23 protein-coding genes and 1 other annotated feature are annotated in these 22,466 nt (G+C 46.6%); of the genes, 8 read left to right on the forward strand and 15 right to left on the reverse strand.

Going from position 1 to position 22,466, the window contains the following annotated elements; translation table 11 throughout:
* Positions 1-86 precede the first annotated feature (86 nt).
* Positions 87-308, reverse strand: coding sequence for an alpha/beta-type small acid-soluble spore protein (locus NST83_RS19875; protein WP_025686385.1), 222 nt, complete (start codon positions 306-308; stop codon positions 87-89).
* A 120-nt stretch (positions 309-428) separates the two neighbouring features.
* Between NST83_RS19875 and NST83_RS19880 the strand changes: the two genes are divergently transcribed.
* Complete coding sequence (locus NST83_RS19880; protein WP_014277888.1) at positions 429-596, forward strand: hypothetical protein; 168 nt, start codon at positions 429-431, stop codon at positions 594-596.
* A gap of 45 nt (positions 597-641) precedes the next feature.
* On the opposite strand, the gene trpS is transcribed toward NST83_RS19880, so the two are convergent.
* The gene (gene trpS / locus NST83_RS19885; RefSeq protein WP_342415395.1) at positions 642-1,631 is read right to left on the reverse strand and encodes a tryptophan--tRNA ligase; all 990 of its coding nucleotides are present in this window, start codon (positions 1,629-1,631) and stop codon (positions 642-644) included.
* Between the two features lie 58 nt (positions 1,632-1,689).
* Positions 1,690-1,948, reverse strand: a binding site (T-box leader).
* 141 nt (positions 1,949-2,089) lie between these two features.
* Between trpS and NST83_RS19890 the strand changes: the two genes are divergently transcribed.
* Both NST83_RS19890 and NST83_RS19895 read left to right on the forward strand, forming a co-directional pair.
* Positions 2,090-3,055, forward strand: a complete 966-nt coding sequence (locus NST83_RS19890) for an aldose 1-epimerase (RefSeq protein ID WP_342415396.1) — start codon at positions 2,090-2,092, stop codon at positions 3,053-3,055.
* Positions 3,056-3,145: 90 nt separating this feature from the next.
* On the forward strand, positions 3,146-3,382 hold the full coding sequence (locus NST83_RS19895; RefSeq protein WP_137060162.1) for an alpha/beta-type small acid-soluble spore protein: 237 nt from the start codon (positions 3,146-3,148) through the stop codon (positions 3,380-3,382).
* A 124-nt stretch (positions 3,383-3,506) separates the two neighbouring features.
* Here NST83_RS19895 and NST83_RS19900 read toward each other — a convergent pair whose 3' ends face one another.
* Together NST83_RS19900 and NST83_RS19905 are read right to left on the reverse strand one after the other, a co-directional pair.
* Positions 3,507-3,908 carry an O-methyltransferase gene (locus NST83_RS19900; protein WP_137060163.1) on the reverse strand — a complete coding sequence of 134 codons (402 nt, stop codon included), beginning with the start codon at positions 3,906-3,908 and terminating at the stop codon, positions 3,507-3,509.
* A 260-nt stretch (positions 3,909-4,168) separates the two neighbouring features.
* Positions 4,169-5,956: a M3 family oligoendopeptidase gene (locus tag NST83_RS19905; protein WP_342415397.1), complete on the reverse strand. Its 1,788-nt coding sequence runs from the start codon at positions 5,954-5,956 to the stop codon at positions 4,169-4,171.
* 96 nt (positions 5,957-6,052) lie between these two features.
* Here NST83_RS19905 and NST83_RS19910 point away from each other — a divergent pair, with 96 nt between their 5' ends.
* Positions 6,053-6,223, forward strand: a complete 171-nt coding sequence (locus tag NST83_RS19910) for a YycC family protein (protein ID WP_014277894.1) — start codon at positions 6,053-6,055, stop codon at positions 6,221-6,223.
* Positions 6,220-6,456, forward strand: a complete 237-nt coding sequence (locus NST83_RS19915) for a hypothetical protein (protein ID WP_137060165.1) — start codon at positions 6,220-6,222, stop codon at positions 6,454-6,456. Before NST83_RS19910 ends, NST83_RS19915 begins: the two co-directional genes overlap by 4 nt.
* 90 nt (positions 6,457-6,546) lie before the next feature.
* Here the strand turns inward: NST83_RS19915 and NST83_RS19920 are convergent, their stop codons facing one another.
* Positions 6,547-7,257, reverse strand: coding sequence for a DUF2225 domain-containing protein (locus NST83_RS19920; RefSeq protein ID WP_342415398.1), 711 nt, complete (start codon positions 7,255-7,257; stop codon positions 6,547-6,549).
* A 42-nt stretch (positions 7,258-7,299) separates the two neighbouring features.
* Positions 7,300-7,677: a globin gene (locus tag NST83_RS19925; protein WP_044645421.1), complete on the reverse strand. Its 378-nt coding sequence runs from the start codon at positions 7,675-7,677 to the stop codon at positions 7,300-7,302.
* 413 nt (positions 7,678-8,090) lie between these two features.
* On the opposite strand from NST83_RS19925, the gene ylbJ reads away from it, so the two are divergent.
* A complete protein-coding gene (ylbJ, locus tag NST83_RS19930; protein WP_137060168.1) occupies positions 8,091-9,425 on the forward strand; it encodes a sporulation integral membrane protein YlbJ in 1,335 nt (444 codons plus the stop codon).
* 66 nt (positions 9,426-9,491) lie between these two features.
* Complete coding sequence (locus NST83_RS19935) at positions 9,492-10,295, forward strand: NAD kinase (RefSeq protein WP_014277899.1); 804 nt, start codon at positions 9,492-9,494, stop codon at positions 10,293-10,295.
* Positions 10,296-10,436: 141 nt separating this feature from the next.
* On the opposite strand, the gene NST83_RS19940 is transcribed toward NST83_RS19935, so the two are convergent.
* Both NST83_RS19940 and lipA read right to left on the reverse strand, forming a co-directional pair.
* Complete coding sequence (locus NST83_RS19940; RefSeq protein WP_342415399.1) at positions 10,437-11,363, reverse strand: YutD-like domain-containing protein; 927 nt, start codon at positions 11,361-11,363, stop codon at positions 10,437-10,439.
* A 24-nt stretch (positions 11,364-11,387) separates the two neighbouring features.
* Positions 11,388-12,290 (reverse strand): lipoyl synthase, encoded by a 903-nt coding sequence (lipA, locus tag NST83_RS19945; protein ID WP_342415400.1) that lies wholly within the window; start codon positions 12,288-12,290, stop codon positions 11,388-11,390.
* 248 nt (positions 12,291-12,538) lie between these two features.
* On the opposite strand from lipA, the gene NST83_RS19950 reads away from it, so the two are divergent.
* Positions 12,539-13,642, forward strand: a complete 1,104-nt coding sequence (locus NST83_RS19950) for a M23 family metallopeptidase (protein WP_342415401.1) — start codon at positions 12,539-12,541, stop codon at positions 13,640-13,642.
* Positions 13,643-13,698: 56 nt separating this feature from the next.
* Here NST83_RS19950 and yunB read toward each other — a convergent pair whose 3' ends face one another.
* From yunB to NST83_RS19985, 7 genes are all read right to left on the reverse strand, one after another.
* Positions 13,699-14,505, reverse strand: coding sequence for a sporulation protein YunB (yunB, locus tag NST83_RS19955; protein ID WP_342415402.1), 807 nt, complete (start codon positions 14,503-14,505; stop codon positions 13,699-13,701).
* A 167-nt stretch (positions 14,506-14,672) separates the two neighbouring features.
* On the reverse strand, positions 14,673-15,605 hold the full coding sequence (locus NST83_RS19960) for an aldo/keto reductase (RefSeq protein ID WP_342415403.1): 933 nt from the start codon (positions 15,603-15,605) through the stop codon (positions 14,673-14,675).
* Between the two features lie 83 nt (positions 15,606-15,688).
* Positions 15,689-16,525: a carbohydrate ABC transporter permease gene (locus NST83_RS19965; RefSeq protein WP_342415404.1), complete on the reverse strand. Its 837-nt coding sequence runs from the start codon at positions 16,523-16,525 to the stop codon at positions 15,689-15,691.
* A gap of 2 nt (positions 16,526-16,527) precedes the next feature.
* Entirely contained in the window at positions 16,528-17,430 is a 903-nt protein-coding gene (locus NST83_RS19970) for a sugar ABC transporter permease (protein ID WP_137060176.1), read from the reverse strand.
* A 32-nt stretch (positions 17,431-17,462) separates the two neighbouring features.
* Positions 17,463-18,827 carry a sugar ABC transporter substrate-binding protein gene (locus tag NST83_RS19975; RefSeq protein ID WP_342415405.1) on the reverse strand — a complete coding sequence of 455 codons (1,365 nt, stop codon included), beginning with the start codon at positions 18,825-18,827 and terminating at the stop codon, positions 17,463-17,465.
* A 99-nt stretch (positions 18,828-18,926) separates the two neighbouring features.
* Positions 18,927-20,783 (reverse strand): histidine kinase, encoded by a 1,857-nt coding sequence (locus NST83_RS19980; RefSeq protein WP_342415406.1) that lies wholly within the window; start codon positions 20,781-20,783, stop codon positions 18,927-18,929.
* Between the two features lie 23 nt (positions 20,784-20,806).
* A complete protein-coding gene (locus tag NST83_RS19985) occupies positions 20,807-22,402 on the reverse strand; it encodes a response regulator (RefSeq protein WP_342415407.1) in 1,596 nt (531 codons plus the stop codon).
* Positions 22,403-22,466: the final 64 nt, after the last annotated feature.

A 22,466-nucleotide genomic window follows, 5' to 3' on the forward strand; every position in this document is an offset into this window, starting at 1 on the left:
CAAAAAATCCGGAGCATGATTGCTCCGGATTTTCTTCATCACAGTTGCTCATAATACAGCTTCCAAGATGGAGTTGTTTATGTGTATTACTGCATACGGCCACTGCCCGACAAGGATTGCTCTGCTTGTTGGACCAGCTTTTTCGTGATGTATCCCCCGAGAGAGCCTGTTTCGCGGGAAACGACGTTACCGTAATAACCATCCTGAGGGATTGTGATGCCGAGTTCTTGAGCGGCCTCATATTTTAATTGTTGTAAAGCGGCGTTGGCCTGCGGTACTTGCAGGTTGTTTGAACGACGTCTGCTCATATTTGAATCTCCTTTCAGTTCTTTGTGAGTGAGGTTCATTGCAAGCTTGCAAGATTATTATGGCTCGCTTACACCTGCTTATCCCTAAAATTCTACATTCGAACGCTGGAGGTTTTTTCCATGAGCAAAGGTCTATCACTGTGGTTTGCCGTTTCATCTATTGTCCTGCTGACGGCAGCCGCCATTTCCATCAGTTATTCCGCTTGGCTTGCCATTTTACTGGGCCTTCTCTCTGTCGGCAACATCGGCTGGGGCTTTGTTATCAAGGCCAAACAACGTCGCTCCTAAGACATTCCCTGTCAAACGCCTGATTGCGTTGGCCTGCGGATTGTCTTAGCGCTTGCGGGGCAGAAACCCCATACGTTCTTTGACCGCGGCCAGCGTGATTTCAGCCGCCTCTTGCGCCCGCTCTGCGGACTGGGCCAAAATGCGTCCAATCTCACCGGATTCCCGGATGTCACGATAACGCTGTTGAATAGGCTCCAGGGTGGCTACAACCGCCTCTGCCAGCTCTTTTTTGAACGTACCGTACATTTGACCTTCATAACGATTCTGCACTTCCTGAAGCGACAAGCCGGTGCACTGGCTGTAAATTCCCATCAGATTGCTGATCTCCGGTTTGCCTGCCGGGTCATATTTAACCTCACTGCCGGAATCAGTGGTAGCGCGACTGATTTTCTTGCGAATGACTTTCGGTTCGTCCAGCAGAGCGATATGGCTGCCCGCATTCGGATTGCTTTTGCTCATTTTTTTGGAGGCATCATCCAATGACATAATTCGTGCGCCCACCTCAGGGATATACGGCTCGGGAACAGTGAAATAATCTCCGTAGCGGTGATTGAAACGACCAGCCAAATCACGTGTCAGCTCCAAATGCTGCTTTTGATCATCACCTACCGGAACCAAATCCGCATTGTAAAGCAAAATATCAGCTGCCATCAGCGCTGGATATACGAACAATCCCGCACCTACCGAGTCCTTACCCTCCGATTTGTCCTTGAACTGGGTCATGCGTTCCAGCTCGCCCATATGGGTCAGGGTTGTCATCAACCATCCCAGCTCCGCATGCTGAGGTACATGGGATTGTAAAAAGACGTTGGATTGCTCGGGGTTAATACCTGCTGCAATAAATAATGCCGCCACGGCCTCCGACTGTTCACGCAATTGAGCAGGTTCCTGCGGCACGGTAATGGCATGAAGGTCTACAACCATAAAGTAACAGCGATGATCCTCTTGCAGCTTGACAAAGTTTTTCATTGCACCGATATAATTGCCCAAAGTAAGCTGTCCGCTAGGCTGAATACCTGAAAGTACAGTTTTCATATTCATCATTCCTCCTGAAATTTATTTAAACCATTGAACGCAAAAAGGCCACGCATCCTCAAGGGACGCGAGACCGTGGTACCACCCTTATTCATTGCCTTCAGCCTGTTACTTGTCGGAGTCATGCCCCGTGGCTACTTGCAATCTTATAGCTCCGTTAACGGGGAGCAATCGGCCGTCATACTGAGGAAGAATGCTTCCTGTTCTGTACGGCACTCCAAGGTCCATTCAGCAGTGCAGGCTCACCGGTTCGCATCTACCACCGGCTTTCTGAAGAGCGTATGCGAAGGCTTACTTGTCCTCATCATCGCATTATCCATGTCATTACATCGTAAACTACATTTATGATAATTCCGTATCCTGTAATTGTCAAATGACAATTGTGCCCTGCGGTCAAAAATCTGTTATCATAATGACACGAAGCTTCAACCGATTATAGTGGACAAAGGAGCATGGATATGAAACAAGTGACCAAAGAACATTGGAATGGTTACGACACGTATGTTTTACATAGCCCTGAACTGGAGGTTACGATGATCCCCCGCCTCGGTAATAATATTATCTCGGTGCGTGATCTGAAGCTGGACCGGGATATCGTACGGCGACCTGGCGAGGAAGAACTGGCCTTTTATTTGCAAAAGCCGTATCATTTTGGCCTGCCGATTCTGATCCCTCCCGGCCGAATCCGCAAAGGACAGTTCGAGTTTGACGGTGTTCCCTATCAGTTTGATCGGAATACAGCCAACGACAATCATATACATGGGTTGCACCGAAATCAATCCTGGCGTTGCAGTGATATTGAAGAAGATGAGGAAGGCTGCAGCGTGACCACCGAGCTATTGACGGAAAGTGATCCGCACTGGATGGAACAATTTCCTATTCCCCTACGGCTGGAGATGACTTACCGTTTGCAGGGACCTGTATTGAGTCAAACGCTGCGTGTAACGAATCTGGGTGACAAAGCAGCCCCATTCGGCTTGGGATACCACACCTGGTTTATGGTGGACGGAGAGCCTGAGCGCTGGCGCCTGAAGCTGCCTGTGAATGGCATATATGAGCAGGACGCTGAACAGCTCCCAACAGGTATAATCACCCCTTTAAATGACTTGGAGCCGCTTTCTACGGGACTTTCCCTGAAAGGAACGAATCTGGATACGCTGCTGCGAGCATCGGAAGGACCTGCTGAGGCCCTATTGACCCGTGATGACGGTTATCAGATTCGCTACACAGCAGATGAGCAATACTTTAAGTATTGGGTGTTGTATACCAAGGGGGAATGCGATCAGTATTTTTGCATCGAGCCTTATACCTTGTTGCCTAATGCACCCAATATGCACGATCCTGTAGGAACGAGCGGACTGATTCGACTGGAGCCTCAGCAGTCCATTAACCTGAAAACTCAGGTTCATATGATATATCCGTAATTTCCCTCTATTCATTTTCCTTCCTTCGGCGCATATTTTCATAACTATGTCGCATAATAACCTCATCACAGCCGAAGGAGGTGACTACACATGTATGAAGCTAATCAAGGCAGAGGACGCCGTAGCAACAACCTGGTTGTACCTCAAGCCAACAATGCACTGCAACAATTGAAATACGAAGCTGCACAAGAGCTGGGCATTACCATTCCGGCAGACGGTTATTATGGTGACATGCCATCCCGTGAGGCTGGTTCTCTGGGAGGTTATATCACTAAACGCTTGGTACAGCTGGCCGAACAGCAATTATCAGGTCGTTCAGGTCAATAAGCGTCATTATTCCACATGAAGCATCCCGTTCATCGCAATGAACCAAAATACGATAGTTCGGGCATATAACAAAGGCGGTCTTCCCCAGGAAGGCCGCCCTTTCTTTACTCTTCAATATGGATGATTATTCAGAATTAGCCGCTCGGTATGTAGGCTTATTATATCGGATCATGAGATTCGCCATGTTATAGTTCGATTCCAGCGTAGCATCCACCAGAATAGTTCCCTGTCTGACAGCAAAATCGAAAGCAATTTCACCATGAGTCCAACTCCGCTTGTGATTTAGTGTGTCCAGCGCCATACGACGGAAGTCCGCCCGATGATCTACAGACAGCCCCGGCTCCACCGCACCAAAAGTACCTCCCTTACCCGCAATCGGATTATGACGGATACCAAATTTTCCAACCACATTGTTACGTATTTGTACAAATACAGTTCCTGACGACAAACCCGCAAGTTCATCATCCAGTTCTTTAAATACGATATCCATCTGTCTTACTAACGACAATTGACCTACTTCATTCATTACAAAAATCCCCCTATATACCTGTTTCAAAACCATTAATAGGTCTTATGACTCAATTATATGCGAAGCTTTTTAACGTTACAATCATATACAACATAAATGGGCATTTATAACTAATTTCTAAGTATATCCATCAATTTAAATTTCACCAACAGGTAATACCAACTCTAATTCGACACATTATGACTTCATTCCTCATAATCTGCAAGAATTACAAAAAAGGCCCCCCTTGCGGGAGACCTGATTGGAGTGTATATCCGTTATTCCGTCATTTGCAAAAATTGCTCTATATCCTGAACTGTGACTTGCGCGGCATTACGCCAGAAGTCAGCTTGTGTTAAATCGATCCCCAGATGCTTGGAAGCCAAATCTTCCACCGTCATGCGACCCGTATCACGCAGCAAGGCATCATATTGATCGGCAAAGCCATGTGAATTTTTCTTCGCAAAGGCGTAAATCCCGGCACTGAACATGTACCCAAACGTATATGGGAAGTTGTAGAATGGAGTGTTCGTAATATAGAAATGCAGCTTGGATGCCCAAAAATGAGGGTGAGCCTCATCCAAAACGCCGCTGAACGCTTCACGCTGTGCTTGCTCCATTAATTCTCCCAGTTGCTGCGCTCCTACAACTCCGTTTTTTCGTAGCTCGTAAAAACGGGTTTCAAACAGGAAGCGGGCATGGATATTCATGAAAAAGGCTACGCCGCGCTGGATTTTATCCTCCAGCAAAGCAACCTTCTCCTGCCCCTCCGCAGCCTCCAACAAAGCATCTGATACAATCAGCTCTGCCAGCGTCGAAGCCGTCTCAGCTACGTTCATCGCATAATTTTGATTCAATGGATGCAATTCATTCATCACATGCTGGTGGTAACCGTGTCCAAGCTCATGGGCCAGTGTCGAAACGTTGGAAGGCGATCCGGCGTAGGTCATGAAAATACGGGTCTCTTTGCTAAGACGAAGAGAAGTACAGAATCCACCAGGACGTTTGCCCGGGCGATCTTCTGCTTCAATCCAGCTTTTCTCAAAAGCCATTTCAGCAAAATGGGCCATTCTTGGACTGAATTTACCGAATTGCTCAACAATCGTTACGGCTGCATCGTCGTATGGGATTTTAGTAGTAGACGTTCCCAGTGGGGCCTCAACGTCATGCCACGACAGTTTCTCCAAGCCCAGTAGCTTCGCCTTCCGCTCCAGATATTTAACCAGTACAGGCTTCGTTTCATTAATGACCTGCCACATGGTATCCAGCGTCTGTGCCGACATCCGGCTGATTTCCAGCGGCTCCTTAAGCACGTCAGTCCAGCCCCGTTTTTCATACAGCTTGAGACGGAAGCCTGCCAAGTGATTAAGTGTATCCGCACAATAGTCCTCAACCTTGGTCCATGCTTCTTCCCAACGCGTGAACACTTCTTGACGCACACTACGATCCGGTTCATCCAGCTTGTTGGCAGCCTGCCCTACAGACAAATTTACGATTTCTCCATTCTCTGGAACAGGGATCGTCATATTTTTGACAATCGTGTCATAAAAATCACCCCAACCGTGGTAGCCGTCCACAGCCAAATCCAATGCCAGACTTTCCAGCTCAGGTGCCATTTTCTCACGAGCCTCGTTCCGATATTCATTCAGGACAAAAGAGATCGGCCTAATCGTTTCCCGTTCCATCCACTTTTGCCAAATGTCTTCACTCGTTTGTGCCAGCAAGTTCTGGAAGGATACCAAAGTACTTTTCCCCTGTGCATACAGCGTATTTATGCGTGCGCCCAGTTCAACAGCCTGCTTGTCATGTTGGTTCTGAGCGGTTAGACAGGAAACAAAAGAACCTGCTTGCGATGCTCCGTTAAACATCTCTTGCATAGCATTCAGCACATTATCCAGACGCTCGGTATCCAATACCGTTTGCGGTACTTTGGCTGATTTAAGTTGAGACTGCAATTGTTGAATCTTGCTCTCCAGCTCCTCCAAAAATGCTTTAAATGAGGGAGAGGAAGACCCCCCACTAAATATGGAGTCCAAATCCCATGTTTGCTTCAATGGTGTTTTCATAGCAGTTCCACCTTTCTTTTGGCGAATTCATGTGGTTTCATATACAATAAAGCTACATCGTGATGGTAAAATCACTACAATTAGGAGGAATACAGGATGAGACCTTTACAAATTTCGCCGGAAACGGCTGTGAAATTATCCGAAAAACTTGGCATTCCGCTGGAACATCTCATGCATACACCCCAGCATATTTTGATGCAAAAGCTGGCTGAGCTGGCCAAAGAAGAAACCGCTGACCCGAACGGCGGTGAATCGGACAAATCATGATCCCTTTTCACAAAACCTGGCCTTATGACATTGTCATGGGGGACGTTTATGTACAATCTTGTCCGTTTTGCGACCAAGAGAACGTCCTGCTCCCCCTAAAGCCCAAAGAACTTAAGCTTATACATGAAGGCATGAAGAAGCTGCTTGTATTCCCATGCTGCCACAGCAGGATTACTTTGGTGGATTGTGACAACGATTATCTGCTGTCAGATACCACCCTGCGCCATCATTAATTGATGAGTCTGTTTAGAAAAAGGTAGCCGTTGTTGATAAACAAGGTGTGAACCATGAGCCTAAGCTGGCCATAGTGCACACCTTTTTTATCAGGAGGAGCTTACGTCCTGCATTTCCTCAGGCAGTTGAATTTCCTTAGCCAGCATTTGCTCTCTTAATACAGCCCATTGTTCACGAGAAGCCCGAATCATAGCCGCGTCCATAATTTTCTTGTCATTAATGACACGTGAAAACCAGCGAACCGCTTCGTTAAAGTTGCCTGTACGTCGATGCAATTCTCCAATCAGATAGAGAAGCTTGGCATTATTCGCCCCGACGCCTTCCAGCTCATAGACTCGAATATAGGAGTCCAGACTAAACTTTAGAAATCGAAGCTCCTGCTCCTCGTTCCCCTGGTATCGGTACATCCACGCGATATGCTGTAACAGGCTGGCTATCACCCGTTCCTTTTCCCCGATGACCTGCGCACACAGTAAACCCAGCTTGTACGTTTCCAGCGCCTCTTCCCAGTTGCGATGTCCGCCATACTCACGGGATTGCCATCGATTACCAATTTTGTCCTTAAACAGCTTGTTCTGCTGATCGCTTAACTGAATGGTAGAATGCTCTGTTGAGGTAAATCCGCAATGAGGACAAACCCGTACGACATAAAAATCGGGATTTTCATTCTTGTAATACGCGCAGAAGTCTGAATCCGTACGAATTGCCTTCTTTAGGCTCGGTCTGACACGAGATGTCTGAAATTCTTCTTCACAAAGAGGACAAGAGATTTTAATCTGATATAACGGTTCAAGTTCCAATGTTTTTACAACCCTCTCCAAAATTCGGCAATCCCCGCAAGCTTACGGGGTATTTACAAAATGATGCGCAGGACCAGACAATCGATTAAGTATAAATGAACGAAGCGGCTCCTCAATGCCTGTATCCGTTAAGGCACCCGCCATACAGGACAACCACGCTTCTGCTCGCTCCTCCGTTACGGGAAACTTCATATGTCTGGCACGTAACATTGGGTGACCATAAGCATCTGAAAACAGGGACGGTCCACCAAAAAACTGGCTCAGGAACATATACTGTCTTTCCTTGACCGACTCTATGTCTTCAGGAAACAGAGGACTTAACAACGGATCTTTATAAACTCTCGGGTAGAAGGCCTCAATAATAGCACGAACACCTTCCGCACCCCCAAGATTGTCATAAATGCTCAGGCTAGGATTCACTTTTCCCCCAACTTTCTGTGCTATGGTAATAAATATACACCCGTATTATAACAAAAAACAAAAAATGACGCTAAGAATAAGCGTCATCTCATCATTTCACATATACAGACAAGCTTGCACGACTTACAAACAGGTCCGCAATATTCAAGCACACCTAATAACTCCGCCAATCCTCTTCACCGGGATGGACGAGAGAGGCACGAATAACATACACAAAAGCACACACCAGTAGACCGGCAACGATACTCATCCTGATCACTCCATCCTTAAGGTTATGGATCGTTGTTTTTTTGATTTTAACATAATCTTTACAAAAATACAGCATTTCGCGCAAACGCTTTCTTAACTTTTTGGTACTCTTTGTCCATCCTCGTCCATAGAAATAAAAGTAGAACTCCAAAGGAGGGGCCTCTATGCCGCTGTACCGCCGTTACTCACTCCCTTTGTTCATTCTTATGCTGCTATTCCTATTCATACTTATGGCGGCGCACCCACAATCATCTGTGAATGCCGGACTTCGTGGTCTAGCCATTTGGTGGGACGTACTGTTTCCGTCTTTATTCCCGTTTTTCGTTATTTCCGAGCTGCTGCTCGGTTTTGGCATCGTTCATTTTATGGGGGCACTGCTGGACCCGCTCATGCAGCCTTTGTTCCGTGTACCCGGTTGCGGAGGCTTTGTCGCCGCCGTCAGTTGTGCATCCGGCTACCCTATTGGAGCCAAATTAACGGCCAAGCTGTGGGAGCAAAAATGGATCACCCGCATCGAAGGAGAACGGCTGGTCGCCTTTACAACTTCTTCTGATCCAATATTCCTCATCGGTGCCGTCTCCGTCGGGTTCTTCCATCAACCTGAAATTGCAGTCGTGCTAGGCGCTGCCCATTATGGTGGCGTGCTGATCATCGGCCTGCTCATGCGCTTTCACGGTTCCCGTTCGGGGGACGCTGATATTCACGGCAACCGTCTCCAGTCTGCTGCAACCGCAGCAGGCCACACCGGGCAGCCTAGACCAACATCCCTCGCTGTAGCTGCAAATTCCAAATTAGATATGTCCTCTGCACAACGAAGCGGACGACTGCGCCAAGCGTTATATGCCATGCATACAGCACGCTTGGAAGATGGGCGTCCGTTTGGCGAGCTTCTTAGTCAAGCCATTGCTTCCTCTCTCCGTCTTATTATTGTCGTAGGGGGACTGGTTGTATTCTTCTGCGTCATTCTGGAAGCTTTGACGAACTCCGGTTTAATGAGCGGGCTTCGCCTGCTTACAGCAAGCTTCTTGTCCGCCTGCGGCCTTCCTCCTACGTTAACCGATTCCATTGTAGGCGGTATTTTCGAGGTCACTTTGGGGGCACAAGCCGCTGGTAAAGCCACGGGAGCGGCTTTGCCGTTCAAGGTAGCCGCAGCAGCCTTTGTCCTCTCCTGGGGCGGACTATCGGTTCATGCTCAGGTCGCGAGCATTTTGAATACGACGAATCTCCGGTACCTACCGTTTGTGCTGGCCCGCGCTGCGCACGGCATCATCTCTGCTCTGCTGGCTCTCGTGCTATGGCGTCCGCTCATGGGTCAGGGAAGCTCGCCAGTCTTTTCCCCGATACATGTTATCACCTGGTCTCCCGGCTTTTCACCCACTGTGCTGTGGCAAAGCCTGCTATTCCTTGCCTGCCTGCTGACAGTAATGCTCTGTCTCTCTTGGTTGAGTGTAGGCACAAGCCGCTTATTCGCACGTCTGAGGGGAGCGTCTAGGGAATGAACGATTGTGTTCTTGCTCATAATTGATTATGATCGGTATATACCCATGACAAAGGAGCTTTTCATCTTGAGATATTATGTTCTGGATCGCGGGGATCAGCACTCCATGGACTTGAGTCAGCAGTTTCACCGTCTTGCCCAAGAAAAGAATTTCAAGCTGGATGCCGAATCGCCGGAAATCGTCGTGTCAATTGGAGGCGACGGTACTATGCTTCATGCGTTTCATACCTTCATCGACCGACTTTCGGATATAGCCTTTGTTGGTGTACATACCGGTCATCTGGGCTTTTATGCCGATTGGCGTGCGGACGAGCTGGAGGAGCTAATCCACCTGATGAGCCAAAGCGGATCTGAGGGACCCCTTAAACCGAGAATCGTCAAGTATCCATTGATCGAGCTGGAGATTCACAAGAAGTCTGGAAATGCCTCTTTTATTGCGTTGAATGAATTTACGTTAAAAGGGGTCGATGGCACTGTCGTGGCGCAAGTGGATATTAACGATGTCACTTTCGAAATGTTCCGTGGAGACGGAATATGCGTTTCTACCCCTTCAGGTACGACTGCCTATAACAAAGCACTCGGCGGAGCTATGGTTCACCCCACTATTGAAGCGTTGCAACTAACTGAGATTGCCTCCATTAACAACCGGGTGTATCGGACACTTGGATCGCCATTGTTGCTACCCAAGCACCATCATTGTGATATTTTTTCGAGAAAAGATCAGCGTCTTCTGCTGACGGTAGATCATCTAAACTTCCCTGTGGATGATTTGATCTCTGTTCGTTGTCAGGTCTCCAGTCACAAAGTCAGCTTCGCTCGTTATCGTCCCTTTCCATTTTGGGATCGGGTACGCATTGCCTTTCTTAATTAGGCAAGCTGCTTTGAAATACACATAGAACTGAAAAGCACTAGAACATGCAAAAGAGCCAACCTTGGCTCTTTTTTTGTATGATAGGGCCAACTCAATCCATAGTGGATCTTGTCACCGATCAACAAAAACGGCTCCTGAAATTCAGGAACCGTTTTGTTGTGGAGCTGTAAATGTTTTATTCTTTTTGCTTTCCTCAGCTCTTTCGGCTTTGGCAGCAGGCTGCGTCTGACGCTGGCCTCTGGAATCACGTGAGACGCGGACTTGCCGTCCCTCCCGGTTTTCCTTCGATTGACGCTCATAGCGTGGACCATGGGATTCCTTTTTCTCGAAATTCCCTTGCTGATTACGCTGTTTCCGTGGTTCGCGGGCTTGCTGCCCTTCACCGGAAATTCGTCCCTCCTTTGCCTCACGCGGTTCCCTCGGCTGACGCGAATCACGTGCTTCTCGCGGCTCACGCTGCCGATTCCCTTCGCGTTCTTCTCTGGTCGGACGGCTTTCACGGAATTCCCGTGGCTGTCGCTCACGCAGTTCCTGAACTTCCCTTGGTTCCCGTCGTTGCAGCTCCCGCGACTCCCGAATTTCCTGAGCTTCACGAGGCTGCTCCACTCGCAGCTCCTCGGTTTCCCTGGACTCACGCTGTGGCTCCGGCCATTCCCGTTCTTCTTCGTCTGCGCGTTGCAGCACTTCTTGCAGCTCGCCGGCTTCAGCCGTTTCCGTTGGTTCCGCTTGAGGTTCCGCCAACTGTTGATAATCTGACGATACGGATTCATCATTGTTTTCATTCTTGCTGAGCACTTCGCGGCTCTTAAGCAGCACAAAATAAGCACAACCGAAATTACAATATTCATTAATGTAATCGTCCAGTACTGCTATGGATGTATCTTTGTTGGCCTTGGGATGCCCGTCACGGTAAAAACCCTTTAGACGTAGCTGATTGTAACCCCAATCACCAATAATATAATCATAGCGCTCCAGCACTTCACTATACCGGTCACGAAAAGCCTCGGGATTCCACCCGTTCTTGTGATCCTGCAACACTTCATAGTTTTTACCACCGATATGAAACAAGCTAATCTAACCGCCTTTCCCGGATCAAGCCTGCGAAAGGGCGCCTTCTTCCTTATGCTGAGCGGCAGACTTCACCTGCTCATGCGCTTGGTAGGAGCTGCGGACCAACGGACCTGATTCCACGTGGCTGAACCCCCGTTGTAATCCCTCTTCCTTTAACTTCGCAAAATCTTCCGGTGGGTAATATTTTTGCACATACAAATGTTTCTCGGATGGCTGCAAATATTGTCCAATTGTCATAATATCGCAATCGACTTTACGCAGATCATCCATGGTTTGTAAGATCTCGTCCCACTCTTCTCCGACACCCAGCATGATACTGGATTTGGTAGGGATAGACGGATTTAATTGCTTTGCATTTTGAAGAAGCTCCAGGGAGCGACGGTATTTCGCCTTGGCCCGAACTTTATCGGACATTCGCTCTACCGTTTCAATATTATGATTCAAAATATCTGGCTTGGCATCCATGACTATACGCAGCGATTCGATATCGCCCATAAAATCGGGAATCAACACTTCTACGCTACAAAAAGGCAATCGGCGGCGAATCGCACGCACCGTTTCTGCAAATATAGTGGCTCCCCCATCCTTCAAATCATCGCGGGCCACACTGGTTACGACACAGTGTTTCAAGTTCATGTTTTCAGCCGCTTCCGCGACGCGTTCAGGCTCCTGTAAGTCCAGTTCCGTAGGCATTCCCGTATTCACTGCGCAAAAACGGCACGCACGCGTACAAATATCACCCAAAATCATAAATGTAGCTGTCCTGTTGGCCCAGCATTCATATATATTAGGGCATCGCGCCTCCTCACATACGGTATGTAATGTCTTGGAACGCATCATGCTCTTGATTTCCTGATAATTATCGCCTGTCGTGAGTTTAATACGAATCCAGTCGGGCTTGGCTTCCTTCACTTTTCTAGACAATGGCATAGACCTTCTTTCTGATAAGCTTGGGCTGTCATTGCCATACATTATAACATGAAAGCCATGGAAAAACCTCCATTCATTGTTCCCTTTTTGATATGACTTTGATGCCGGAAAAGTAAAATCCTTATATGGATAAAAGCGACGGATATGGCTCAATCTAAACCAAAGCGCCCGTACCAATGCCGCTGGATGCGGGCCTGTAATCTACGGGGCTGTCAAGCTCCCTTATGAGGAGGTTGGTTCACGTGCCTTACCCTAAACGTACAGTCCGCGCTGTTTGCCTGTTGCCGCTGCTGTTATGCGTTACTACATTGACAATGGCCTGTCCGCTTCCTGCTCAGGCCTTGGCCAAACCTTTACAAACATCATCCCAAAGCATTCAGCAGGCACATATCGCTACTCCAAATTCCCAGTCATCATTGTATACGTCCAGGCTTGCTCTATATCGTTCCGTCGAAGCCTTGACAGGAATTCCGTGGTACAGGCTGGCCGCTATCGACCAGTATGAACGCACGCTTACGATTGCGCATCCCAAGGATCGCAAGCATGCGGAGCGAGTCACAGGTATCTTTGTCACTGGCCCCGTCTGGTCTGGTCTAATGAACCCTGATCCCGAGGATCGGCATCCACGTTCCATTTCTTTTTTTTCCGGGTTGGGGCAGGACGGATCGGGTGACGGAATTGCTGACCGAGATGATGACAGGGACTTGCTGTTCAGCATCGCCTCTTATCTCGGTAAATATGGAAGCACAGAGGATGAGTTTTCCATTGCAGTATGGGAATATTACCACAACAGCCGTGCCGTTCAAAGGGTACAGCAGTTCGCCAAACTGTATCGAACATATGGAAAGCTGGAGCTAGGCACACAAGCCTTCCCGCTTCCCTTGGGCAGCATTTATAGCTATCGCAGCACTTGGGGCAGTCGTCGGAGTTGGGGCGGTTACCGCATTCACGAAGGAACAGACCTATTCGCTGGCTACGGCGTTCCGGTTCGCAGTACCTGCTACGGCGTAGTGGAAATGAAAGGCTGGAATCCGTTCGGTGGATGGCGAATCGGGATTCGGGATCTCAGCAACCGCTATCACTACTATGCGCACCTCTCTGGCTTTGACAAGACCGTTCACAACGGGGACATTGTCACGCCAGGTCAGATTGTCGGCTGGGTCGGAAGCTCGGGTTACGGCAAGCCCGGTACCCAGGGGAAATTCCCGCCACATCTGCACTATGGCATATACCGGGACAGCGGTTGGATGGACTGGTCCTTTGACCCATATCCGTTATTAAGACAATGGGAGCAAACGGAGCGCAAAGCGCTCAAAACCAGTAAAGTAAAAGGGACCTCCACATAAGGTCCCTTTTGCTTTTCATATACAACAATCAAGCCCTCTCACCCCTTTTCATTCGCTTATGGCGTTGGAGATGAAGTGGTGGGTTCGTCTTGCTGCATCTGTGGAACACTCTCTATGCCGGAATCCGCAACGCCGCCTGTCTCTATCGAATGTGGCGGCAACGCCAAATTAGGGGCGACGGCTCCATTTTTACCGACGGGCTTACCCTGATTATCATAGTAGTACATTGGGACATTGCCTACCACCAGCAAATAAGACACCGGGATTTCCGTCTCCACAATTTGAGGCTGCATTTCAAAAGGAATCACGACGGACACCTCCGTCGTAATCCGAATATACACTTCCACCAAAATCATGTTGATGCCCGCATCCTGCTGGCGTGTATTTAAATCTACCTTGATCGCTCCATGCGGCTCCACCTTGAGTGGAACCTTCGGGCCATAGGCTGCCAGCAGCGGACTGCCCAATGCCTGACCGATTGGAACGCTCTCATCAAAATGGCTCATGCTGTCCATCGTTGCCTTGACTGCCTTGAGCGTATCCGAAGTAATTCTCATATGCTCCGCATAATTGAGAACAAAGCCGGAGGTTTTCCCTTGCGCATCCGTTCTCCATTCGATCAGTTTATCTGCGCTCTCCCCCTGCTCAACCTGCGCAGTAATCGCTGAATTAATGGCCTCCGTCGCCATTTGTTTGACCCGTACTTTTGCCAAATGCATCATAGGTGGCTTCAAATGCTGCTCCACATAAGAAGCAACCTGTACGATTCCCACCAGCAGTATCAGCCCCACAATGAGCCATACTCTGCGTCCGCCGTGTTTTCTTCTGTTGGGTCTGCTATGCCAATGCGGTCTTCTCTTCATCCCGATCCCCCCGCAGCGATGAGCTTACCCTACAAGGATATGCGAGGGGTACACGAAAAAGAAGCTGCCCGTCCGGCAGCTCCCTTGGGTGTGCTAAAAATTTAACATTCCCGTTGTGACACTTAAGTCAGGATTTTTGCAAAACCCTCAAGTATGAATTGAAAAAATTATTTAAAAATACGGTCAATCTTTTCAATATCCGCCTGGTTCAGTTGAACATCCAGCGTTTTCAGATTCGCCAGCACCTGCTCCGGCCCCTTCGCCCCTGGAATGAGGGCATCAATCGAATCACGGGTCAGATACCATGCGAGCACAACATGAGCGACCTCTGCATTCAACGCATTGGCAATCTGCCGTACCTGCTCCACTTTGTCCAAATGACGAGCAAATGCCTCTCCCTGGAATAATGGATTTTTCGCTCTGTTGTCCGTGAAGATTGTGTCTTTCGTATACTTACCGCCCAGCAATCCGGAAGCCAGCGGGAAATAAGGCACAAATGAAATGGCATTGGCCTTGGTGTAAGGCAGCAGTTCCTTTTCCGCTTCCCGTTGGAGCAAATTATATTCAGATTGAAGCACATCTACATAGCCGTTACTATTCGCATCCTTAAGTTGTTCAATGGAAAAGTTAGAAACGCCAATGGCCTTGATTTTGCCTTCGTCCTTGAGCTTCTTCAATTCTCCGACAGCCTCTGCCTTCGGCGTAGCTTCATCCGGGAAATGGATATAAAACAGATCGATATAATCGGTCTGCAATCTTTTCAGACTGGATTCGACGGATTCACGTAAAAATGCAGGCGAGTTGTCAAAAACAACCTCTCCGTTCACAAATTTGTGTGCCCCCTTGGTCGCAATGACCGCTTCCTCACGTTTGCCCCGCTCCTTCAGCACCTCACCGATCAACCGCTCTGAGTGCTCAGGTCCATAAATAAAAGCCGTATCCAGAAAATTGATGCCGTTATCCAAAGCTGTGCGAACGACTTCTTTGCCCGTTTCATTGTTCAAACCGGAAAAAAGATTATGTCCTCCCACCTTATTTGCACCCAAACCGATTGGTTTTACGTATAGATCTGTTTTGCCAATACGCACTTGCTCTGCCAATTCACGTCATCTCCTTTTCGAAAGTTACTTCCATTTTAATATTAAATTCCAAAAAAATCAAAGTGCGTACTTGGCAGTTGCTCCTATCCTTTAATCCCCGTTAAGGCAATCCCTTCCATAAAATACTTTTGTCCTATGGCAAACAAAATAATAGCAGGCAAGACAACAATTAAAGAAGCTGCCATCAAAACGCCCCATTGAGCCGAATATATCCCCTGAAATTGCTGTAGTCCAATCGCCAACGTAAATTTGCTCTCATCATTAAGATAAACCAGTGGTCCCATAAAATCATTCCATGTATTCAAAAACGTAAACAATCCAATAACCAAAATCGCCGACCTCGACAAAGGCAAAATAATACGGGTAAAAATCGTAAAATGATTGCCTCCATCCACAAATACAGCTTCATCCAGTTCGCGCGGTAGAGTCATGTAAAATTGTCTTAGCAAAAAAATATTAAAAACGCCTCCACCAAAAAACGAAGGTAATACCAATGGAACGTACGAATTAACCATGCCTAATGCCTGCCAACCAATAAATGACGGAATTAGCGTGACTGCAAACGGCAGCATCATGCTGCTTAATAACAAGGCGAATACCTTATCTCTTCCCTTCCATTTCATTCGCGCAAAGCTATAGGCAGAAATCGTACTCGACAGAAGTACACCCGCCAAAGTACCCGCAACGACGATAAATGTATTCACAAAATAGCGCCCAAAGGATAACTCTTCAAACGGCTGTAAAAAATTTTCGAGTACAAAAGGCTCTGGAATCCATTTCGGCGGGATCAAAAAAATCTGACTTAAATCCATCATAGAGCTTCGCACCAGCCAGTAAAAAGGAAACATACAAAACAGTGAGCCCACTACAAGAACTGTGTAGAGTGAAGCCCTGCTCCAACTCCAACCGCGTTTTTTCATCTTCATGCCCCCCCGCCTTCGTAATACACCCATTTTCGGGCCGTCTTGAACAGAAAGGCAGTGAATACCAAAACGACAATAAAGAGTACCCAAGCAATAGCACAGGCATAACCCATATTCGAAAAAGTAAATGCCTCGCGGAACAAATAAAATGTATAAAACAAGCTGGAGTTATTGGGTCCACCCTGAGTCATGACGTACGGCTGAACAAACACCTGAAACCCACCGATGAAGCCCATAATCGTATTAAAAAAAATAGTGGGCGATGTCAATGGAATTGTAATATAAATAAGCTTATGAAGAGCGTTCCCACCGTCAATTTCAATGGCTTCATAATAATGTCTAGGTATATCTTGCAAGCCTGCCAGAAAAATAATCATGGTTCCTCCAACGGTCCATAAGCTCATTAAAACCAGAGTAGGAACTACCGAACCTTCGCTATAGATCCATTGACTTTCGGGCAAATGCAGCGCACGCAGCACCACATTTAGCAAGCCAAGATCGGGATCAAACAGCCACATCCAGATCATGGACGATGCTATGAGTGGCACAATGGTAGGCAGATAAAAAACGGTTCTGAAAAAAGCCAGACCTTTTACCTTTTGATTAAGTAATATCGCCAAAAAGAAAGCTACAATAATTTGCAGGGGCACACTCAGAAACACATAATAAAACGTAACCCCGAGTGATTTATAAAAAAATTGATCCGTACCGTCAAATAAGTGGACGTAATTATCCAGACCGATAAAATGGGCCTGTGAAGCAACCTTGTAATCGGTAAGACTGAACCAGAGACTAGCGATCATCGGTCCCAGAACAAAAATGACAAAGCCGAGAATAGCAGGGGCGGCAAAAAGCCACCCCAACCCATTTTCCTTCTTACGAATAGAAGATAATGATTGCATTCTATCCCTCTCTTTCTGTCAAAACACTCACCCTATTCTTTTGGATACGTCCCTTTAAATTCCGCGTTAGCCTTTGCGGAAACCTCCTTGAATGCTTGCTCCACCGTTTTCTTGCCCAGCCATACCTGATCCAGCGCCGGGTTAATGATGGCATTGATTTTTTCCGAGTTTTTCAGATAATAGTCGTAAGAATTGACACCGTTATGCAGCGTTTGGTTCATGACAGCATCACGGTAACCATCGGCATGACCTGGTTTGACATCGGCCCATTTGCTAATCAAGTCTGGTTCGGTGTACCACTTTTTCATGACAGGCATCCACAATCCGCTGGAATGCATGTCAAGTCCGCTTTCAGCATCCAGTAAGAATTTATAAAACATCCATGCTTCTTTAGGATGTTTGGTTTTGGCAGAAATCACTTCCGGTTCGCCAAACAGGATCGTTTTGCTGCTTTTCAGCTTGGGTAATACGCCTACACCGAAATTCACCTTCGATTCTCCAAGATCCAATTGAACCCACTGTCCATCCAGATCCATCGCCACACGCTTACTTTGCAGTGCTACGGCCGGAGAAGGTATATTTTTGGATTGCGTCGGCGACGGTGCCACATGATAAACGTTGATCAGATCAGCCATTTTCTGAACAGCTTCAATCACATCAGGGTTCTCAAGATTAAGCGAGTGACCTTTGTCTGAAATGACACTTACATTATTGGAAGGCACAAGCAAATGCCACATCCATGTATCAAACCGAACTCCGTACTGTTTAATGTTACTGGCATCGAAATTGGGACTGAGCGCATTATTTCCCGCTTTATCAATGGTGAGCTTCTGTGCTGTCTCTAAAAACTGCTCCCATGTCCAAGCCTCCTCAGCCTTTACTGGTGGCAAAGCAACACCAGCCTCATCAAACAAATCTTTATTGTAATAGAGGGCGAAAGCTTCCTCAGTTACCTTGACCCCAGCCACTTTGTCCTTATCCCAATAGATGACTGAATTAGGAATGAGACTTTCCTTCGTTAGCTCCTTATCCTCCTTCAAAAATTCATTTAAATTATATAGTTTGCCTTGTTCAGCCCATTGCAGAGCCTGTGCTTTATAAATGGGAAATACATCGGGTGCCTGATTGGCAGCAAACATCGTCGTTAATTTGGTTACGTAATCCCCGGGGATATGCATATAGTTGATTTTGATCCACGGATATTTCTCTGTAAATTTTTTAGCGATTTCCTCCTGAACCTTCTTTTCATTAGTGCTACCCCAACTGGCATAGGTCAGTGTCACTTGCTCGTGACCCTGCAAATCTACTGGCTTGCTGCTGCTCTCATTTGAACTACAGGCTGACATAAGCCCAAAGATCAAGCACATGCAGACGATCCATAACTTTCGCTTTAACATGAGTAACGCCCCCAAACCATTTATTTTTTGATCTTTTCGTTTGTTGCTTCGTCACTAAATTCATTTTAGCAAACGCTTACATTATTAAAAGTCGTACTCTCATTGGATTGGTGTCATTTGATTAGATCTATGAATTTCTCCGATGCGGATCAGGACAAATGTCCCCTTACCTTCTGACGAGTGGAGCGTAACGCCATATTCCATTCCATATAATAGCCGTACTCTTCTGTCTACATTTTTAATGCCCGTTGATCTGATTTCTCCAGCTTGAATTCGGCGTATATGATCTTCTTGAATTCCTAATCCATTATCCTCCACTTTAAAACACACCAATTGTTTCTCGATCCAGGCTGTGATCCTAATCCGACCACCTGATTCCATTTCGGCGAAGCCGTGAATAATTGAATTCTCCACAAAAGGCTGTAAGAAAAGCTTGGGAACTTCCATCTGTAGCAAAATGGGATCAATATCATATTCCACCGTGAACTTGTCCTCAAAGCGATTCTGCATAATATAAATGTATTTTTCCAGCCAATTCAGATCGGTTTCCAAACTCCATGTATCGTTTTTATTCCGAGTCGTAATTTGCAGCATTTCTGCCAAACTAATGATCATCTGTCCTAATTCCTGCTGTTTATGTTCTAACGCGATCCAATACATGGTCGTTAAGGTGTTATACAAAAAATGGGGATTTAGTTGTAAATTAAGTGCCATTAACTCCGACTCTTTGGCTCGCAGACGTGACTTGTAATTTTCCTCGATTAAATCTTTAATTTTTTCATTCATTTGATTAAATCGAATCACCAGATCTCCCAATTCATCATAGCCACGTACAGGAATCCGAATATCAAAATGCCCCTGCTCCATTACTTTCATCGCCTGTTTCATATCCGTGATAGGCTTACTGATGTAAACAGACAGTAAATAAGCAAGAATAACAGCAACGAGCATCATAAAGCCTAAAAAAAACAATGTGTAGGTGCGAATCGTTGACAGATGTCCCAACACATCTTCCATGGGAATGGCTATATAAGATACCCAGCCTGTCGTCTTCATCGCTTCATAAACAAGTAATATGCTTTGACCCTTAACATTTACCATTTTCATTCCTTGCTCCGAGGTAATAGCATTTTTGAGCCAGTCTGCCACGGGCTTTCCCTCTTGATTCGGTCCGTCAGAGCTAATGACCAGCCCGTTCTGATCATGAATCATGCCGTAGGATAGATGTGCAAATCCGCTGCGGGCTGCGTAATCTTCAAAACCCCCTTTTAACAAATCAGGACGGAAATTCAATATAAGTATAGGCTTTTCCTTTCCCTCCGGAAGCGTATGGAAGGTTCCCGCATCATCTATTGCAGTCAAGTGAAGCTGCTTCACAACAGCAAATAAAGAACTAAACTCATACGAGCCCTGTTTTAAATCCTGCTGATGAAATGTATCCGCATACGAATAGGTAGGGATCCACTCGGTAGCCCCCTCTGCTTCCACTGCCGTAGTCGCCAAGGGAGAAGAATAGAAAGGCTGAACGGGAATATACATCCGATTGCTGCTTCCATAGGCATAATTTCGCGTCATAATCTGAGAAGCGTATACTTCCTCCATATTGCCAAAGTATCTGTACAACATGTTCGTAATGCTGCGATCAGCTTGTAAAAGAGATGAAGAATCCGAAGTATCCACGTCTGAAATGGTCTGAAGAAGGTCATGGTCGATCGGAATCATATCTACGGTTTTTTGAATTGCAGTCAGCTTGTTATCCAGCAGTTGGTTATTACTGCGCAGAACGCTTGTCACGCTATCTGTTACGTTTGTAGTAATATTCCGTGCACTTGTTTCAAAGTAAACAAAACCCAGGATCAAAACCATAAAACCAGACAACAAAAAATAGGACAGCATCAATTTCGTACGAAAGCTACTGTCCAAAAATTTTTGATACATATATTTAACTTGGCGCATCGTACCTTCCTTTCACCTAACAATCAGTTGAATTTCCTGCGAAATTCTTCCGGTGTATGCATTACGTTCTTTTTGAAAACCTTAAAAAAATACTTGATATCTTTATAACCAACCTGTCTACTAATTTCTGCGACCTTGGCGTCTGTATGCAGCAGTAAATGCTGAGCCTTTTGCATCCTGAGCTTCACCATATATTCCGTGAACGAGAGTCCAAAATAATTTTTGAACAGAATGCTAAAATAGGACGCATTATAGTGGAAGCGCCGGGCCACGATCTCCAGACTTAGGTCTTCATGTAGATGTGTATCCAGAAATTCCTTGCACTTTTTCATAATGGGTTCGCCTTTGGAACCGCTATGAAGCTCAAGGATCAGCTCTTTAAGCCACAATGCAACACGATCCTGGAGATCCTGAAGACATGTGGCTTCCAAGACAGCTTTGTTCATCTGCTCTGAATGACGCGAGTAAAATTCTTCACTCCACCCTATATTTAACCCTTGTAAACTAGCCAACAGAAGCTGTATCAATTTCGTTTTGAGCACTTTAGGTGCAGGATACCCTTGCGTCATTCGTCCAATGAAATGTTGCACCCTATCCAATAGCTGATCGGTCTCTTCATTGGAGATAGCGCTTTCAATAAATTTCAAATTGGTCATTTGTTCGTGTGTGCTCATTTCCAGTACCGACTGCTCATCATCTGATACGACAAGGTCCAAACATCTGATGTGAGGTGTATAAAAACGCATGGAGATGAGGCGAACGGCCTTTTCGTAAGATTGGCTTATTTGCATCTCATCAAAATCAAAAGGTTGACCCCAAGCAGACCAGATCGAAATAGATTGCTGCTGCTCCATCTTTTCCAGTCTAATTTGAAGCGCTCTTTTGGCCTCCCTACCTTCAGTCCTGTCCTTCCAATTTACTACTGCAATCACATGCTCTTTATGGGATTCAAGTGGAAACACGACAGATGATGCCCAAGGCCGCAATATTTCAGCAACCGTATTATGGAGTAGGGAACCCCACTCATGTATATCCTCCGGGCGGGAGGCAGATGCTCCCAACGCAAGAACTTCTCCTAGCCCCTGCCATCCAAAGTGACTCTTTAACAGGCTTTTCTCGTGAGCCTGTAACTTGTCTGTCACCCATCTGCTAAACAAATGCTCCAAAAATGCAGGCATACTCTGCTCGATCTGGTTCAACGCCGTTCGATTTTCACTGAGTGCCTCATGCTCCTGTACAATAACCTTTTCCATGTGTTGAATCACTTCAATGAGCTGCTGCGATTGGACGGGTTTCACCAAATAATCATTCGCCCCGTACCGCACCGCCTGCTGTGCATAGCTAAATTCCTGGTAGACTGTCACTAAAATAACTTTAGTTTCATGCTGGCCGGATGTTCTCAATTGTTGAAGATATTCAAGTCCATTCATAATCGGCATTTGAATATCCGTAAAAACGATCTGGATCGGTTTGGACAACGAAATGGTCAGAGCATCTTTCCCGTTCTTGGCTTCCCATACCTGATATTCGGGACGTAAATCCCTGACCATGGCAGCCAACCCTCGACGCTGTCTGGTTTCATCATCTACAACAAGCACTCCCAGCGGGATCGAATTCACTGACTCCCCTCCTGTCGTTTTCATACAAGCATGTTTTTTTACAGTATAACACTTACAGGTGGGG

This window comes from Paenibacillus sp. FSL R10-2782, from assembly GCF_038592985.1.
Taxonomy (GTDB): domain Bacteria; phylum Bacillota; class Bacilli; order Paenibacillales; family Paenibacillaceae; genus Paenibacillus; species Paenibacillus terrae_C.